Genomic DNA, 17,307 nt, shown 5'->3' on the forward strand with positions numbered 1-17,307 from the left:
AACTGGGGTCAGACCCGGCGGGTCTGAGCATGCAGCTTAATGCCAGCTGCGCATGAGTCCTACCGCCAAACCTTCCAAAGCAAACTCGTCTTCGGGCGACACTGTAATCACCTTGAAGTCCGGATTTTCCGGCAGCAGTTCGATGACGGAGCCCGTCTTCTTGTAGCGCTTGACGGTGACTTCGTCGCCGATGCGGGCGACGACGATCTGGCCATTCTTGGCGCTGTCGACTTTTTTCACGGCCAGCAAGTCGCCATCCATGATGCCGGCGTCGCGCATGGACCAGCCGCGCACCTTCAGCAGGAAATCGGGCTTGGCCGAGAACAGGGCCGGGTCCACGTTGTAGCTCGCTTCCAGGTTTTCCTGGGCCAGGATGGGCGAACCGGCCGCCACCCGGCCGATCAGGGGCAGCGACATCAGCAGGGCTGCCGGCACTTTCGACGGCGGCGCTTCGGCGGCCGCACCGATCAGGCGGATGCCGCGCGAGGTGCCGGGCGAAATCTCGATCGCGCCCTTGCGGGCCAGGGCCTGCAAATGCTCTTCGGCCGCATTGGCCGATTTGAAACCCAGTTCATTGGCGATTTCGGCACGGGTGGGAGGAAAGCCCGTGTTTTCAATCGCGTCCTTGATCAGGTTCAGGATTTGTTCTTGTCGTGCTGTCAGCTTGATCATGAGCGGTGGGTGCATACTAAAATGCTGTCTATATGAACAGTCTGTATTTTTGTACAGTATCGCCCACTATGCAAGGGGATTTCCGTGTTTTGGGCGAATTTCGCAAGAAATACTTGTCCACGGCCGGAAAGCACGGCGGCGCACGGGTTTTTCGGGCGCTTGTGGAAGGAATGATTGAAACGTTTGCAAAAGGCGGTTATAATCTTCGGCTGACCTTCCCACACCCGTCTTGACGCCGGGGTGGGCGATTATCAATCCGACCTGAAGGAGTTTGCATGCGTCATTATGAAATAGTCTTTATCGTCCATCCGGACCAAAGCGAGCAAGTGCCCGCGATGATCGAACGCTACAAAGCCAGCGTAACCACCCGCGGCGGTTCGGTTCACCGCGTGGAAGATTGGGGCCGCCGTCAAATGGCTTACTCGATCCAAAAGCTGCCTAAAGCACACTACATCTGCCTGAACATCGAATGCGACAACGAGACCCTGGTCGAGTTGGAAACAGCATTCAAATTCAATGATGCCGTGTTGCGTCACCTGACCGTTAAAATGAAGAAAGCTGAAACAGCTCCTTCGCCGATGATGAAATCGGTACAACGCGAAGACGCGGCCAAAAGCCACCGCACCGAAGCACCAGCAGCCGCTCCAGCCGCAGCAGCAGCTTAATTCTTGACCAGGATCGTGCGCTGAACCAGCTACAAGTAACCGCCATCATTGCCGAGCGCGAAATATTGCGCTATACCCCGGCAGGGCTGCCGATTGTGAATGCAGTATTGCAACACAGTTCGCAGCAGATGGAAGCAGGGATTGCCCGTTTGACCGAGTTTGATGTTGCCGCGCTAGCCGCTGGCGAAATCTCAGGCAGGTTCAGTCAGGCAAGCTTGGGCGGGGTATATCAGTTCACGGGTTTCCTGGCCAGGAAGAGCCGCAACAGCAAGAGTTTGGTGTTTCACATCATTGATTTTAGTGCAGTCAATTCTGACTAGCGCATTTTAGATACAGGAGCCTGACATGGCATTCGGTAAAAAGTTCGACAAAAATAAGCTCAAGCTTAAAGAAAAACGCAAACAGCAAAACCCGTTGTTCAAACGCAAGAAGTTCTGCCGCTTCACCGCAGCTCACGTTGAGCAAGTCGACTACAAAGACGTCGACACGCTGAAAGACTTCGTCCAAGAAAACGGCAAGATCATGCCAGCACGCCTGACCGGTACCAAAGCGCACTACCAGCGCCAAGTTGACACCGCAATCAAGCGCGCTCGCTTCCTCGCGCTGCTGCCATACACCGATCTGCACCACGCTTAATCGGTCAGATATTCCTGGAGAAGAACTATGCAAATCATTCTGTTAGAAAAAGTTGTTAACGTCGGTAACCTCGGCGAAGTCGTCAAAGTCAAAGACGGTTACGCACGTAACTTCCTGATCCCGCAACGCCTGGCACGTCGTGCTACGGCAACCGCTGTGGCTGAATTCGAAGTCAAGCGCGCCGAACTGGAAAAAGCTGCTGCCGCCAAACTGGCCGCATCGCAAGCCCAGGGCGAAAAACTGAGCGGCCTGACCGTTCAAGTTGCTCAAAAAGCTGGTGTTGATGGCCGTCTGTTCGGTTCCGTCACCAACTTCGACATCGCTGAAGCGCTGACCAAGCAAGGTTTTGCTGTTGAAAAAGCACAAATCCGCATGCCTACCGGCCCGCTGAAGATCGTTGGCGAGCACAACGTTTCGGTTGCTCTGCACACCGACGTGGTCGTGGAAGTTGTTATCGCTGTCGTTCCAGACGCGAACGCGTAATTGTCTGCGGGCCTGGCCCGCAAGCATTGCCGCACTATGAAAAGCCGGGTTCGCCCGGCTTTTTTGTGGCCTTTTTTTCGCTCAATTTCAGCCCTTTATTTTTGCCATCACGCCGAAGCGGGTATAATTCGCGCCATGAACGCCCCCTCTGATCCGCAACTGGATTCCCTCCGTATTCCGCCGCATTCGATCGAAGCAGAACAATCCGTCATCGGTGGTCTGCTGCGCGACAATGCCGCATATGACCGCATCGCCGACTTCATGCATGCGGAGGATTTCTATCGCTATGACCATCGCATCATCTTCGAGCAAATCGTCAAGATGGTTAACGCTTCCAAGCCAGCCGATGTCATTACTGTTTTTGAAACCCTGACCCAGCTCGGCAAGGCCGATGACGTGGGCGGACTCGCTTACCTGAATGCCATGGCGCAAAACACGCCATCGGCCGCGAACATCCGGCGTTACGCCGAGATCGTGCGCGACCGCGGCGTGCTGCGTAAACTCATCACCGTCGCCGACGATATCTCCGGCACGGCCTTCAGCCCGCAAGGCAAGGAAGTCAAGCAGATGCTTGACGAGGCCGAATCGAAGATTTTCGCCATTGCCGAAGAAGGCGCGCGCGGCGCCCAGGGCTGGACCGCCATCCAGCCCCTGCTGACGCAGGTGGTCGAGCGTATCGACGAACTGTACAGCCGCGACAACCAGAGTGAAATCACGGGCGTGCCCACCGGTTTCATCGACCTCGACCGCATGACCTCGGGTCTGCAGCCGGGCGACCTGGTAATCGTGGCGGGCCGTCCTTCGATGGGCAAGACGGCGTTTTCCGTCAACATCGGCGAAAACGTGGCCATCGACAGCGGCTTGCCCGTGGCCGTGTTCTCGATGGAGATGGGCGGCGCCCAGCTGGCCATGCGTATGCTCGGCTCCGTCGGACAGCTCGACCAGCACCGTTTGCGTACTGGCCGCCTGAACGACGAAGACTGGCCGCGCCTGACGAACGCCATTCAAAAGATGAACGACGCGCAGTTGTACATCGATGAAACGCCGGCGCTCAATTCCATCGAATTGCGCGCCCGCTCGCGCCGCTTGTCGCGTCAATGCGGCAAGCTGGGCCTGATCATCGTCGATTACTTGCAACTGATGTCGGCCAATACGCCGGGCGACAACCGCGCCACGGAGATTTCCGAGATTTCGCGGGGCTTGAAAGGCCTGGCGAAAGAACTCGGATGCCCCGTGATCGCGCTGTCCCAGCTGAACCGCTCGCTGGAACAACGCCCGAACAAACGTCCTGTCATGTCCGACTTGCGCGAATCGGGCGCTATTGAGCAGGATGCCGACGTGATCCTGTTCATTTACCGCGACGAGGTGTATAACCCCGACTCGCCGGACAAGGGAACGGCCGAGATCATCATCGGTAAACAACGTAACGGTCCAATCGGCAGCATCCGCCTCACCTTCATGGGGCAATACACCAAATTTGGCAATTACAGTGGTGGCCTGGCGCTTTACCAAGGCGACTAAGACTCAGCAGCACTGGCATTCCATCGGCCGCCCCCGACAACGGGGCGGCTTTCTGTAGTAAATAACACGACTCAATGCTTAACGGAGAATGACATGTTTGGACGCTTGATGCCCACTGAGGGCAAGTTTTTTGAATTGTTTAACCAGCACGCGGAACTGTGCGTCAAGGGCGCCAAAGAGATGCTCGGCCTGATGACCAATTTCGACGACCTGGAAAACCGCGTGCATGCGATCGAGAGCATCGAGAAACAGGCGGACAAAGTCACCTACGCCACCGTGGAAATGCTGCACAAGACCTTCATCACGCCGATCGACCGCGACGACATCCATCAGCTGATCACGCGCCAGGACGACATCCTCGACCTGCTGGAAGATGCGGCGCAAACCGTCTCGCTGTACGACCTGAAGGCCGTCACGCCGGAAGCCAAGCGCCTGGCCGAACTGGTGCTGGCCTGTACCGAAAAAGTGCGCGACGCCGTCGCCATGCTGCACAACATGGACAACTCGCGCAAGATCGTCGCCATCTGCGAAGAGATCGACCGCCTGGAATCGGACGCCGATCACGTGATGCGCGCCGCCATGTCCAAGCTGTTCCGCGACGAACCGGACGTGCGCAATCTGATCAAGCTGAAAGCGATCTACGAAATTCTGGAAACCGTGACCGACCGTTGCGAAGATGTGTCCAATATTATCGAAGGCATCATCGTCGAAAACGCGTAAGCGTTGGGCCTGTCCTGAACCAGAATCAGAAAAGAAACTATAATGACCATACAAATCAGCATCTACGTGCTAGGCCTGTTGATCGTCCTGGCGCTGCTGTTTGACTTCATGAACGGCTTCCACGATGCCGCCAACGCGATTGCCACGGTGGTCTCGACGGGCGTATTGAAACCGCAGACCGCGGTTGCCATGGCTGCCACGTTCAACTTTGTCGCCATCTTCGTGTTCCACCAGCTGACCGTGGCCGCCACGGTGGGCAAGGGCACCATCGATCCGGCAGTGATCGACCAGTACGTGATCTTCGGCGCGCTGATGGGCGCCATCTTCTGGAATTTGTTTACTTGGTACTACGGCATTCCATCGTCGTCCTCGCACGCGCTGATCGGCGGCCTGGTGGGTGCCGCTGTCGCCAAGTCCGGCACGGGCGCGCTGGTCGCGGCCGGCCTGTGGAAAACCGTCGCCTTCATCGTCATCGCACCGGTACTGGGCTTCGTGTTCGGCTCCATCATGATGCTGATTGTGTCATGGATATTCGTGCGTTCGACGCCGCGCAAGGTCGACAAGTGGTTCCGCCGTTTGCAATTGGTCTCGGCGGCCGCCTACAGCCTGGGCCACGGCGGCAACGATGCGCAAAAAACCATCGGCATCATCTGGATGCTGCTGATCGCCGCTGGCTACTCCAGTTCGGCCGACGCCATGCCGCCGATGTGGGTCATCATCTCGTGCTATACGGCCATCAGCTTCGGCACCCTGTTCGGTGGCTGGCGCATCGTCAAGACCATGGGCCAGAAGATCACTAAGCTCAAACCGGTCGGCGGCTTCTGCGCCGAAACCGGTGGCGCGATCACCCTGTTCGTCTCGACGGCGCTGGGTATTCCCGTGTCGACCACGCACACCATCACGGGCGCCATCGTCGGCGTCGGCTCGTCGCAGAAGATGTCGGCCGTGCGCTGGGGCGTGGCAGGCAATATCGTCTGGGCCTGGATCTTCACGATTCCCGCCTCCGCGTTTGTTGCCGCAGTCGCCTGGTGGATTGGCCACCACATCATGTAAGGCGCCTCTGCAAACCTACTGCGCAGCCCACTATCGAATCTCCGTTGCTCACTGTACTAAAGTACAGCTCCGCTACTCAATCCGATATCGGGCTTGCTCGCTACGGTTTTCAGAGGGCCTTGTGCCAACTGGGCGCATGTATAAAAAAGGGAACCAAAAGGTTCCCTTTTTTTATGCGCTGGCCAGTTCCACCGTCAGTCCCTCGCTGGCGAGGAACACTTGCAGGCCATCGAGACGGCTGCTGTAGCGGCCCATCACGTCGGCAAACACGGCTTCGAGCTGCTCGTCGCTGCGGGTCGGTTCGTGGTGGGTGCAGTACAGGCGCCGCGCGCCGCAGCGCAGGGCCAGGTCGAAGGCGGCGTCGAAGGTGCCGTGGCCCCAGCCCTGCTTGCCCGGGTATTCCTCGCGCGTGTACGAGCAATCCATGATCAGCGCGTCGACGCCGGCGACGAGCGCATCGATGCGGGCCTGGCGTTGCGCATTGCGCTCTGAGCACGCCGCATGCTCGACGTGGCCGGGCGGATGCAGGTTGTAGAACGGTTCATGGTCGCCGCTGAAAAACAGCGAAGCGCCGCCGCAGTCGATGCGGTAGCCGAGGTTGACGACGGGATGGTTCATTTCCGCGCCGCGCACGCACGCGCCGCCCACCTCGACGGCTTCGCCCGGCGCCAGGGTGCGGTACTCGATGCTGGCCGCCATGGCCGCTTCGCTGACGGGGAAATAACTGCCTTGCAGCTGCACCGCCATCACGTGCTCGATGCCGCGCCCGCTGATGCCGTCAAAGGCGCCATGCAGGCGCATGCGGTTGCCGGCCACGAACAGGGGCGAGAACATGGGCAAGCCGTGGATGTGGTCCCAGTGGCTGTGCGTGATAAAGACGTGCGCGTCGACGGGCTGGCCCGGCGGCAGTTGCTGTGCCAGCGAAAAGATGCCGCTGCCCGCATCGAGAATGATCAGGCTATCGTTGTCGGTGCGCACTTCGATGCACGTGGTGTTGCCGCCGTAGCGCGCCGTGCGCGGGCCGGGGGAGGGGATGGAGCCGCGCACACCCCTGAACGTGAATTTCATTCAGTACCTTGTTACAGTGTAATTATTGTTGATTCTATTCTAATTAATGAGATTGGCGGCAACATTTATGCGTGTTGTGATACGGAAAGTAATTTCATTTTGTTGTGACTAAGTAATGTACAGTGCGCGGGACGGCCGTTACACTGGCGCTTGCCGACTTCCCCTTTTTTGCTTGCCCATTACCTGATTGCCACCAATATGCCTCAGTTGCACCCTGAGAAAATCGCCCACAGACTGGAGCAATTGACCGAACTCAGTGTCGCGCTCGGCCACGGCCTGGGCGGCGAGGGCCACGATATCGGCGCACTGTTGCAGCGCATCGTGCTGTTGGCGAAAAGCATGAGCGGTGCCGATGGCGCCACCCTGTACCGGCCCGCGCTTGAGGGCCGGCAGCTGGCGTTCGACATCAGCGTCAACGACAGCCTGGGCATCGCGCAAGGGGCGGACATGGGCTTGCCTGGCGTGCCCCTGTTCGATGGCGCGGACCGGCCGAACCTGGCATCGGTGGCCGCGTATGCGGCGAACATGCGCCGCAGCGTGAATATCGCCGACGTCTACCGCGACGAGGTCTTCAATTTTTCCGGCATGCGCGAGTTCGACCGCCACCACGGCTACCATACGCAATCGATCCTGACGGTGCCCATGAGCGACCATGAGGGCGACCTGATCGGCGTGCTGCAGCTGGTCAATGCCAAGGATGGCGAGACGGGCCAGGTGCGCGCCTTTTCCTCCACCGACCAGCGCTTCATCGAGGCGCTGGCCGCGCAGGCGGGCGTGGCGCTGACGAATCAATTGCTGATCTCGCAGCTGGAAGAGCTGCTCGAATCGCTCGTTACCCTGATCAATATCGGCATCGATGAAAAGTCGCCGTACACGGGACGGCACTGCCAGTTCGTGCCCGAGCTGACGATGCTGCTGGCCGACGCCGCGCACGCCACGCAAACGGGGCCGCTGGCCGATTTCCGGCTCAGCGACAACGAGCGCAAGCAGCTGTGGCTGGCCGGCCTGCTGCACGACTGCGGCAAGATCACCACGCCCGTGCACGTGGTCGACAAGGCCACCAAGCTGGAAACCATTTTCGACCGCATCGCCCTGATCGACACGCGCTACGAAGTGCTGCTGCGCGACGCCGAGATCGCGGCCCTGCGCCAGCAGGCGGCGCAGCCGCAGCAAAAAGATGCCATCGCCCGCGCGCTGGCACTGGAACAGGCGGCGCTGCGCGAGGAACGCGATTTCATCCGCACGGTCAATATCGGCGGCGAAAGCATGGCGCAGGCCGACCAGGAGCGCGTGCGGCAGATCGCCAGGCGCTGCTGGCGCGCGGCCGACGGCGAACTGCGCGATTTTCTCGACGCCGACGAGACGGAAAACCTGACCATTCGCGCCGGCACGCTGACGGCGGCCGAGCGGGCCATCGTCAACAACCATATCAGCGTGTCAATCCGCATGCTCGAAGCGCTGCCGTGGCCCAAGCACCTGCAAAAGGTGCCCGAATACGCGGGCGGCCACCACGAGCGCATGGATGGCAAGGGCTATCCACGGGGGCTGACGAAAGAGCAGATGTCGGTGCCTGCGAGGCTGATGGCCATCGCCGACATTTTCGAGGCGCTGACGGCGCGCGACCGGCCCTACAAGAAGGGCAAGTCGCTGTCCGAATCGCTGCGCATCCTCGGCAATTTCAGCCTGAACGGGCATATCGACCCTGAGCTGTTCGACGTTTTCATCCGCAGCAAGGTCTATCTGTCCTTCGCTGAAAAGCACATGCATCCGAGCCAGATCGATGCCGTCGACGAGGCGGCCATTCCGGGCTATACCCCTTGAAGCTGTCGCAGGCCTGGCGCAAGCATGGGGCGCGGTCGCTGCTGGGAATACTGCTGACTCTGGCGGCGGCCGTGCTGTGCCTGGCCGGCAACGACACAGTCGCGCGGCTGGACGCCATGCTGGGCGACTGGCGCATGCGCGCGGAAACGCCGCAGATGGACCGCCGCATCGTCATCGTCGATATCGATGAGCAAAGCCTGGCCCGGGTGGGCCGTTTTCCCTGGAGCCGCGATGTGCAGGCGCGCCTGGTGCACCAGCTCACAGGGCATTACGGCGTGGCCGCGCTGGGCTTCGATATTTCGTTTCCTGAAGCGGACACCAGTTCCGGCTACGCCGTGCTGCAAGGACTGGCGCAGGGCGAACTGGCGGGCGTGGCCGGCTTGCCGGCGCAGCTGGAAAAACTGCGCCCGGCCATGGATTACGACGGCCTGTTCGCCGAGGCCATGCGCGGCCAGCCCGTGGTGCTCGGCTACAGCGTCTCGGAGCAGCAAAGAAAGGGCGTGCTGCCCAAGCCCGCCTTTACCGTCGCCGACCTGAATGGCCGCACGGTGACGGCCTACGTGGCGCGCGGCTACGAAGCCAATATCGCGCCCCTGCAGGCGGCCGCGCAAGGCGCCGGCATTTTCACGGCGCTGACCGATGCCGATGGCGTCGTGCGTTCCTCGACCCTGTTGCAGCGCATCGGCGACGGCTATTACCCTTCGCTGTCGCTGGCTACCGTCGCCGTCTACCTGCAGGCGCGCGCCATCGCCCCCCGTTTCACAGGCACGGCCGATACCCTGTCGGCGCGCGAGCTGGCCAGCGGCGGCCTCGAACACATCATGCTGTTCACGCCGCGCGGCGCGCTGGCGATCCCCGTGGGCGAAGCCTTGACGACGACGGTGCAGTACCGTGGCGCGGGTGGTCCCGATGGCGGCGCCTTCCATTACGTGTCGGCGTCCGACGTGCTGGCCGGCACGGTGCCGCCGGCGCTGCTCAAGGGCGCCATTGTGCTGGTGGGCACGACGGCACCCGGCTTGAACGATATCCGCGCCACGCCCGTGAATGCCGAGTATCCGGGGGTGGAAGTGCACGCCAACCTGATCAAGTCCATGCTCGACGGGCGCTTCAAGGCGCGGCCCGATTATGCGCTGGCTTTGGAACTGGTGCAGATACTGCTGTTTGGCCTGCTGCTGGCCGGCGCCCTGGCCGTGCTGCCGCCGGCCGGCGTGATGCTGGCTACCCTCGGCGCGCTGGCGGCGGCCATCGGCATCAACCTGTATCTGTATGCCACGCACGACCTGGTGCTGGGCGGCGCCGTGCTGCTGTTGCTGATCGTTGCGCTGTTCATCGCCAACCTGGCGTGGGGTTACTTTTTCGAGGTGCGCAAGGGACGCGCGCTGGTGGCGCGCTTCGGCGAATACGTGGCGCCCGAGCTGGTGGCCGAGATGGCCGACGATCCGCGCCGCTACACGATGGAGGGCGAGAACCGCGAACTGACGGTGCTGTTTGCTGACGTGCGCGGTTTCACGGCCATTTCCGAGCAGCTGGCGCCGGCCGCGCTGCGCGAATATATCAACGAATACCTGACGGCCATGTCGGAAGATATACGCGACAGCCATGGCGGCACCCTGGACAAATACATCGGTGACGCCGTGATGGCGTTCTGGGGCGCGCCCGTCGCCTTTGGCGATCACGCCAGCCGCGCCGTGGCCAGCGCCCTGCTGATGCAGGGCAGCGCGGCGCGGCTGAACCAGCGGTTTTGCGCGCGCGGCTGGCCGGCGCTGCGCATCGGCATCGGCATCAATACGGGGCCGATGCATGTGGGCGACATGGGTTCGCGCATCCGCCGCGCCTATACCGTGATGGGCGACAGCGTCAACCTGGCCGCGCGCCTGGAAGGGGCCAGCAAGCTGTATGGCGTGGGCATCGTCGTGGGCGAAGCCACGCGCGCCGCCGCCCCGGACTTTCTATACCGCGAGCTCGACCGCGTCAGAGTGGTCGGCAAGCAGGAAGCGGTGGCCATCTTCGAGCCGCGCTGCCCGCTGGCCGGCGCCCCTGCCGCCGAACTGGCGCAGCTCGAGCGCTGGCATGCCGTGCTGGCCAATCTGCGCGCGCGCGACTGGGCGGCGGCTGGCGGGCAGCTGGCCCGTTTGCAGGCGGACTTTCCCGACGATGGCTTGTACCGGCTGTATGCCGCGCGCCTGGAGCAATACCAGAACGCGCCGCCACCCGCCGGCTGGGATGGCGTGACGGAATTGCATAGCAAATAGGCCGACCATTGCGGCATTTTTTACCATTCTCGGCGCACTGTTTGTTGCGTTGCGATAAAAATCAGGGGGAAATGTTAGAAATTTCTGACTGGAAACTAAAAGCCGTCTAAAATTTGTCTTCAATCCATTGTCGGACATGCAGGCGCCTGCGGGCCGCGCGCTTGTCCGGTTACACAAGAAATCCTTCACATGACATATCGTTTGGTGCACCTGCTTGCGGGTTCCGCGCTGCTGTTCGCCGTCGGCGCCGCCGGCGCTGCTGTTTCCATGGATGACGCCACTCCTGCCGCGCAGAAAGACGGCGTGCCGCGCTTCGAAATCCGCCGCTTCGACGTCCAGGGCAATACCCTGCTCACGTCCGCGCAGGTGCAAGCCTTGCTGGCGCCCTTTACGGGCGTGCAGCGCGATTTTTCCGACATCGCCCGCGCCGTCGAGGCGCTGGAAGCGGCCTACCGCGAGCGCGGTTACAGCGCCGTGCAGGTGCAATTGCCCGAGCAGGAACTGGAACGGGGCGTGGTGCGCCTGAGCGTGCTGCAAACGCCGCTGGGCAAGGTCGCCATCAGCGGCAACATCTACGCCGATGAGGCCAACGTGCGGCGCGCCTTGCCGTCTCTGCGCGAAGGCGAGACGCCGAACCTGCCGGCCCTGTCGCAAAGCCTGAAGCTGGCCAATGAAAACCCGGCGCGCAAGATCGAAGTGCGGCTGCAGGCCGATGAACCTGCGGGCGCCATCGATGCACTCGTCACGGTGGCCGATGAAAAGCCGTGGAAAGCCATGCTCAACGTGGACAATACGGGTAATGCGCAAACGGGCAAGACGCACGTGGGCGTCGTGCTGCAGCATGCCAACCTGTTCGGGCTCGACCATGTGGCCAGCCTGCAGTACACGAGCAGCCTGGAAAAGCCCGACAAGGTGGGCGTGTATGGCGCCGGCTACCATTTGCCGCTGTATGCGCTGGGCGATTCGATGGACTTTTTCGCCAGCTATTCGAACGTCGATTCGGGCAGCGTCTCGGCCGGCATCTTCGACCTGGCCGTCAGCGGCCAGGGCAGCATGGCCGGCATCCGCTACAACCAGAACTTTGCCCGCAGCGGCGACTTCGAACCCAAGCTCGTGTACGGCATCGATTACAAGGCTTACCGCAACAGCGTGCAGCTGTTCGGCATGGAACTGGGCGCCGACGTCACCGTGCATCCGCTCAGCATCAGCTACATCGGCAACTGGACCTTGCCCACGGGCGAGACGAGTGTGGCGGTCACCTTCGCGCACAATATCCCTGGCGGCAAGCATGGTGCGCAAGCCGATTTCGACCGGGTGCGCGCGCATGCGAAGGCCGCCTACAACACCTTGCGCCTGAGTGCCAGCACGGGGCGCGTGCTGGCCGGCGACTGGCAGTGGCGCGCGCTCGTCAATGCGCAAGTCACGCCGGACGCGCTGGTACCGGGCGAGCAGTTCGGCGCCGGCGGCGCCGCGTCCGTGCGCGGCTTTGCCGAGCGCGAGGTATCGAACGATTCGGGCGTCAACCTGAACCTGGAATGGTACACGCCGAACTGGTGCGGCCAGGCGCTCGGCTACCAGTGCCGCGCGCTGGCGTTCTATGACACGGCCTGGCTGCGCCGCAACCATGCGCTGCCTGGAGAAAGCGCGTCGCAAGGCATCAGCAGCGGCGGCCTCGGCCTGCGTTTGCTGCTGAGCCGCTACGCCAATCTGCAACTCGATTACGCCCATGTCGTCAATGGCGGCGACACGGGACAGCGGGGCGCCAACCGCCTGCATTTCCGCCTCGCCTTGGCCTACTAGTATCAGGATGAACACCATGCACAACCACGTCCCGCACGCCTCCGCTTTCATCCTGACGCCGCCCTTTGCGCCGCCTTTGCGCCGCACGGCGCTGGCGCTGCTGCTGGCCGGCTGCTTCGGCGCCGCGCAGGCCAACCCCGCCTTGCCGCAGGTGGTCAACGGACAGGCCACGTTCAACCAGCAGGGCAATATCTTCTCGATCACGAACACGCCCAACACCATCATCAACTGGCAGAGCTTTTCCATCCATGCGGGCGAAATCACGCGCTTCATCCAGCAAAACGGCAATAGCGCCGTACTCAACCGCATCACGGGACAAGACCCCAGCAAGATCCTGGGCAGCCTGGAATCGAACGGCAAGGTCTTCCTGATCAACCCGAACGGCATCGTCTTCGGCCAGGGCGCGAAAGTGGACGTGAACGGGCTGGTCGCGTCCAGCCTGGGCATGACGAACGAGGATTTCCTGGCCGGCAAGCGCCAGTTCACGGCCGGCGGCGTGGCCGGCGGCGTCGGCAATGCGGGCACCATCAATGCGGGCAAGGGCGGGCAAGTGCTCTTGATCGCGCCGAACGTGGAAAACACGGGCATCATCACGGCGCCAAATGGCGAAGTGATCCTGGCTGCCGGGCGCAGCGTGCAACTGGCCGACCCCGGCAATCCGCAGCTGCGCGTGCTGGTCTCGGCACCAGGCGACCAGGCGCTGAACCTGGGGCAGATCATCGCCCAGGGCGGCGGCATCGGCATGGCCGGCGCGCTGGTCAGCCAGCGTGGCGTGCTCAACGCCAACAGCGCCGTCGTCGGCGAGAACGGCAGGATCGTGCTCAAGGCCAGCGGCAAGGCTCTGCTCGAAGCGGGCAGTGTCACCAGCGCCACGGGCGCGGCGGGTAAAGGTGGCGACATCCAGGTGCTGGGCGAGCAGGTGGGTTTGCTGGGCAATGCGAAGGTCGATGCCAGCGGCACTGCGGGCGGCGGCACGGTCTTGCTGGGCGGCGACTACCAGGGCAAGAACGCGGCCGTGCAAAATGCGCGGCAGGTACTCGTCGGCAAGGACGCCAGTGTCCATGCCGATGCGATTGACAGCGGCAACGGCGGCAAGGTCATCGCCTGGGGCAATGAATCGGCGCAGGTGCACGGCAGCATTTCCGCACGCGGCGGCGCACAGGGCGGCGACGGCGGCTTCGTCGAAACGTCCGGCCATTACCTGGCCGTCGACGGCGTCCGCGTCAATACGGACGCGGCGCGCGGCAAGCGCGGCAACTGGCTGCTTGACCCGTACGACATCACCGTGGTCTCCGGCGCGGGCGGCCAGCTGACTGACGTCGACCAGTTCGCCGACTCTCCGTCCACCGGCAACACCAGCATTGGCGCCGACCTCATTTCTGACGCCAGCAGCAACGTCACCTTGCAGGCCCTGCACCGCATCAATTTCAACAGTGCCATCCACATCACGCAGCAAGGCGTGGGTTTGACGGCGCAGGCGGGCGAAATCATCAATGTCAATGCGCCCATCACCACCAGTGGCGGGCATATCACGCTGTCGGCCAACGATGCGGCCGCAGGCATGGCTTATGGCGTCGGCTCGAACGTCAACCTGAATGCGGCGCTTGACAGCGGCAATGGCAACGTACGGCTCTCCGGCGCCGGCGTCACTTTCGGCGTCGGCTCGGTCAATGTCGGCAATGGCAACCTGGTCTTGCGCGCGAATGTCGCCGGTGGTGCCATCGATTTGACGGGCAGCGGCGATCAGCTGCTGGGCAGTGGTGTCACCGGCCAGACGGTGCTGTTGGAGGCGGACAACATCAGCATCAACGGCGCCATCAATGTTGGCGGCGCTGCGGGCAATGCCGGGGTGACCATGCAGGCGTTCACGGCGGGACGGGAGATCGTGCTGGGCGACAAGCCCGGTAACGGCCTGCGCCTGACAAATGCCGAACTGAACCGCATCGCCGCCGGCAGCGTGCATATCGGCAGCGCCACTGGCGGTGACCTGACGGTGGAGCAGGCAGTCGATCTGGCGACGGTCGCGCCGGGCGGCGGCGTAAAAAACCTGGTGCTCGAAAGCGGCGGCAATGTGCTCGTGTCGAACACGCTGGCGCTGCGCCAGGATGGCAGCGGCATTGCCGCCACGGCCGGTGGCTTGCTGTCGGTCGCCAGCGGCGGCGGCCTGTCCGCCGGCGCGGTCAATCTGGTTGCCGACAATATGAGCCTGGGCGGCGGCGCGCAATCGGTAGCGGCCACGGCGGGCGGCACCGTCAGCCTGAGCCGCCGGTCCAGCGTGGGCACCATCACGCTGGGCACGGGGGCGGCGGACAATGCCAGCAGCCTGGGCCTGAGCGAGGCGGAATTGAAAACCATCAGCGCCGGCACGATGCAAGTGGGCAGCGACAGTTTTGCCGGAGTCGTGAATCTCATCGGCGGGCTGGACCTGGCGTCGCAAGGCGAATTGAACCAGCTTGTGCTGCGCACGGGCGGCAATATCAATCTGAACGCCCCCCTCAGCGTGGCCAGGGGCTTGACCCTTGCTTCCGGCGGCAACATCAGTGCGAGCGGCGCCGTCAGCGTAGGCGGCGACTTCCTGCTCGATGGCGGACGCTGGGTGCAGAACAGCGCCAGCCTGCCCATGTTTTCCGCGCGCGGCTTCGGCATTGCGCAAGGCAGCTTCCTGCGCGCGTCCGGCGGTGACGGCGGCGCGTCCTCGCCCTACCTGATCGCCGATATCTACGGCTTGCAAGGCATCGCCAGCCTGGGGCTGGGCAACAACTATCGCCTGGCCGGCAATATCGACGCCAGCGGCACGGTCAACTGGAACGATGGCCAGGGCTTTGTGCCGATCGCCGGCGGCGGCAGCGGTTTTTCCGGCGTGTTCGATGGCGGCGGATTTGCTCTCAGCAATTTGAAAATCGACCGCAGCCTGGCGTCCGGTTCGGCTGCAGGCCTGTTTGGCACCGTGCAGGGCGGCACCTTGCGCAACCTGACTCTGAGCGGCGGCAGCGTCACCGGCACGGCCAACGTGGGCGCGCTGGCGGGCAATGTCGTCAGCGGCACCGTCGATGGCGTGAACAGCAGCATGGCCGTCAGCGGCCAGCGCAATGTCGGCGGCCTGGTGGGCAGCAACGGCGGCGCCATCACCATGTCCAGCAGCAGCGGCGCCGTCACCGGCGTCAATGCCGACAATGGCGGCGCCATCGGCGGCCTGGCGGGATTGAATGCGTCCGGCGCTACCATCGCGACTTCGTACGCCACCGGCGTGGTGACGGGCGCGCGCGAGATGATTGGCGGCCTGGTCGGCAACAACCAGGGTGCGCTGAGCCAGTCTTATGCCACCGGCAATGTCACTGGCGCCCGCAGCATCGGCGGCCTGGTGGGCCTGAACGGTGGCACTATCGACGATGCGTACGCCAGCGGCGCCGTGGGCCGGGCCGGCAGTGCCGACCCCATCCTGGTCAGGGAAAACATGGGCGGGCTCGTTGGTGAAAGCACGGGCAGCGTCAGCCATGTCTTCAGCAGCGGCGCCGTGACGGGCGATGGCTATGCGGCCGTGGGCGCGGTGGCCGGCCGCGTCTCCGCCGGTTCCCCGTTCAGCTATGGTTTTTTCAATTATGAAACGTCGCTGGTGCAGATCGATGGCGGCGGCTCCAGCGGCCGCAGCACGGCGCAGATGCAGCAGCAGGGCAGCTTCAACGACTACAATTTCAGCAGCGTGTGGCGCATTTACGAAGGCTATACGACGCCGATGCTGAAGGCTTTCCTGAAGCCGCTGCAAGTGAATCTCTCGGGCAATGCCACGGGCAAGGTCTACGATGGCCAGCTGGCCGCCTTCCTCGGTTCGATCGGCTATGTGGGATTGCTCGACGGCGACACGGGCGTGAATGGCAACCTTGGCTACGGCAACGCGCGCAACGTGGGCAGCTACGCAGCGACGGGCCTGTGGTCAACCAAATACGACATCACCTTGGGCGGCACGACGACCTTTGCCATCACGCCGCGCGCGCTGACGGTGAGCCTCGGCGGCAATGGCAAGGTCTATGACGGCACCCTGGGCTACGACGGCGCCAGTTACGTGCTGGGCAATCTGGTGACGGGCGACAATATCAGCGTCAGCGGCAGTGCCGCTTTCCTCGACAAGAATGTGGGCGGCAGCAAGGCCGTGCACGCCAGCGGACTGGCCCTGGTCGGCAATGAACTGGGCAACTACAGCCTGGCCGCGACGACGGCGGACGGCACGGCGGCCATCACGGCGCGCGTCCTGAACTATGGCGTCTCGGGCGCGCAAAACCGCGTCTACGACGGCGGCTTGCAGGCGGTCCTGAATGGCTATTTCGAAGGCCTCGTGACGGGCGACCAAGTCGGCATGGCCGGCTTGCAGGGCAGTTTCCGCGACAAGAATGCGGGTACTGGCAAAGTGGTCGATTACCAGGTGGCGACGGGCCACCTGACGGGTGCCGATGCGGGCAACTATGTGCTCAATGGAAATGCGGGCAGCACCACGGCCGATATCACGGCGCGCACCCTGAACGTGAGCTTTAATGGCGTCAACAAGACCTACGACGGCACGACCGGTGCGCAAGTGAACTTTGGCGACGACCGCGTGCAGGGCGATGTCCTGACGCTGGCGG

Annotated in this window: 13 protein-coding genes; 11 read left to right on the top strand and 2 right to left on the bottom strand. The window is 62.8% G+C overall.

Annotation, left to right across the window (positions count from 1 at the left end):
- Positions 1-36: 36 nt before the first annotated feature.
- On the bottom strand, positions 37-672 hold the full coding sequence (gene lexA, locus JAB6_RS15720; RefSeq protein WP_034750502.1) for a transcriptional repressor LexA: 636 nt from the start codon (positions 670-672) through the stop codon (positions 37-39).
- Between the two features lie 275 nt (positions 673-947).
- Here lexA and rpsF point away from each other — a divergent pair, with 275 nt between their 5' ends.
- From rpsF to JAB6_RS15755, 7 genes are all read left to right on the top strand, one after another.
- On the top strand, positions 948-1,337 hold the full coding sequence (gene rpsF, locus JAB6_RS15725) for a 30S ribosomal protein S6 (protein ID WP_034750499.1): 390 nt from the start codon (positions 948-950) through the stop codon (positions 1,335-1,337).
- 20 nt (positions 1,338-1,357) lie between these two features.
- On the top strand, positions 1,358-1,657 hold the full coding sequence (gene priB / locus JAB6_RS15730; protein WP_034783455.1) for a primosomal replication protein N: 300 nt from the start codon (positions 1,358-1,360) through the stop codon (positions 1,655-1,657).
- A gap of 25 nt (positions 1,658-1,682) precedes the next feature.
- Positions 1,683-1,973, top strand: a complete 291-nt coding sequence (gene rpsR, locus JAB6_RS15735) for a 30S ribosomal protein S18 (protein WP_010400024.1) — start codon at positions 1,683-1,685, stop codon at positions 1,971-1,973.
- Between the two features lie 27 nt (positions 1,974-2,000).
- Positions 2,001-2,456 (top strand): 50S ribosomal protein L9, encoded by a 456-nt coding sequence (rplI, locus tag JAB6_RS15740; RefSeq protein ID WP_034783456.1) that lies wholly within the window; start codon positions 2,001-2,003, stop codon positions 2,454-2,456.
- 135 nt (positions 2,457-2,591) lie between these two features.
- Positions 2,592-3,977, top strand: coding sequence for a replicative DNA helicase (locus tag JAB6_RS15745; RefSeq protein ID WP_034750488.1), 1,386 nt, complete (start codon positions 2,592-2,594; stop codon positions 3,975-3,977).
- A 93-nt stretch (positions 3,978-4,070) separates the two neighbouring features.
- The gene (locus JAB6_RS15750; protein WP_010400015.1) at positions 4,071-4,697 is read left to right on the top strand and encodes a DUF47 domain-containing protein; all 627 of its coding nucleotides are present in this window, start codon (positions 4,071-4,073) and stop codon (positions 4,695-4,697) included.
- 39 nt (positions 4,698-4,736) lie between these two features.
- Entirely contained in the window at positions 4,737-5,750 is a 1,014-nt protein-coding gene (locus tag JAB6_RS15755; protein ID WP_034750483.1) for an inorganic phosphate transporter, read from the top strand.
- A gap of 171 nt (positions 5,751-5,921) precedes the next feature.
- On the opposite strand, the gene JAB6_RS15760 is transcribed toward JAB6_RS15755, so the two are convergent.
- Positions 5,922-6,818: an MBL fold metallo-hydrolase gene (locus JAB6_RS15760; RefSeq protein WP_070303560.1), complete on the bottom strand. Its 897-nt coding sequence runs from the start codon at positions 6,816-6,818 to the stop codon at positions 5,922-5,924.
- A gap of 198 nt (positions 6,819-7,016) precedes the next feature.
- On the opposite strand from JAB6_RS15760, the gene JAB6_RS15765 reads away from it, so the two are divergent.
- From JAB6_RS15765 to JAB6_RS29355, 4 genes are all read left to right on the top strand, one after another.
- The gene (locus tag JAB6_RS15765) at positions 7,017-8,639 is read left to right on the top strand and encodes an HD family phosphohydrolase (protein ID WP_070303561.1); all 1,623 of its coding nucleotides are present in this window, start codon (positions 7,017-7,019) and stop codon (positions 8,637-8,639) included.
- Positions 8,636-10,891: a CHASE2 domain-containing protein gene (locus JAB6_RS15770; protein WP_070303562.1), complete on the top strand. Its 2,256-nt coding sequence runs from the start codon at positions 8,636-8,638 to the stop codon at positions 10,889-10,891. Before JAB6_RS15765 ends, JAB6_RS15770 begins: the two co-directional genes overlap by 4 nt.
- A gap of 189 nt (positions 10,892-11,080) precedes the next feature.
- Positions 11,081-12,691 carry a ShlB/FhaC/HecB family hemolysin secretion/activation protein gene (locus JAB6_RS15775; RefSeq protein WP_070303563.1) on the top strand — a complete coding sequence of 537 codons (1,611 nt, stop codon included), beginning with the start codon at positions 11,081-11,083 and terminating at the stop codon, positions 12,689-12,691.
- A gap of 16 nt (positions 12,692-12,707) precedes the next feature.
- On the top strand, positions 12,708-17,307 hold a 4,600-nt coding region (locus JAB6_RS29355), incomplete at its 3' end, for an S-layer family protein (RefSeq protein ID WP_070303564.1).

This window comes from Janthinobacterium sp. HH104 (assembly GCF_001758715.1).
Taxonomy (GTDB): domain Bacteria; phylum Pseudomonadota; class Gammaproteobacteria; order Burkholderiales; family Burkholderiaceae_D; genus Janthinobacterium; species Janthinobacterium aestuarii.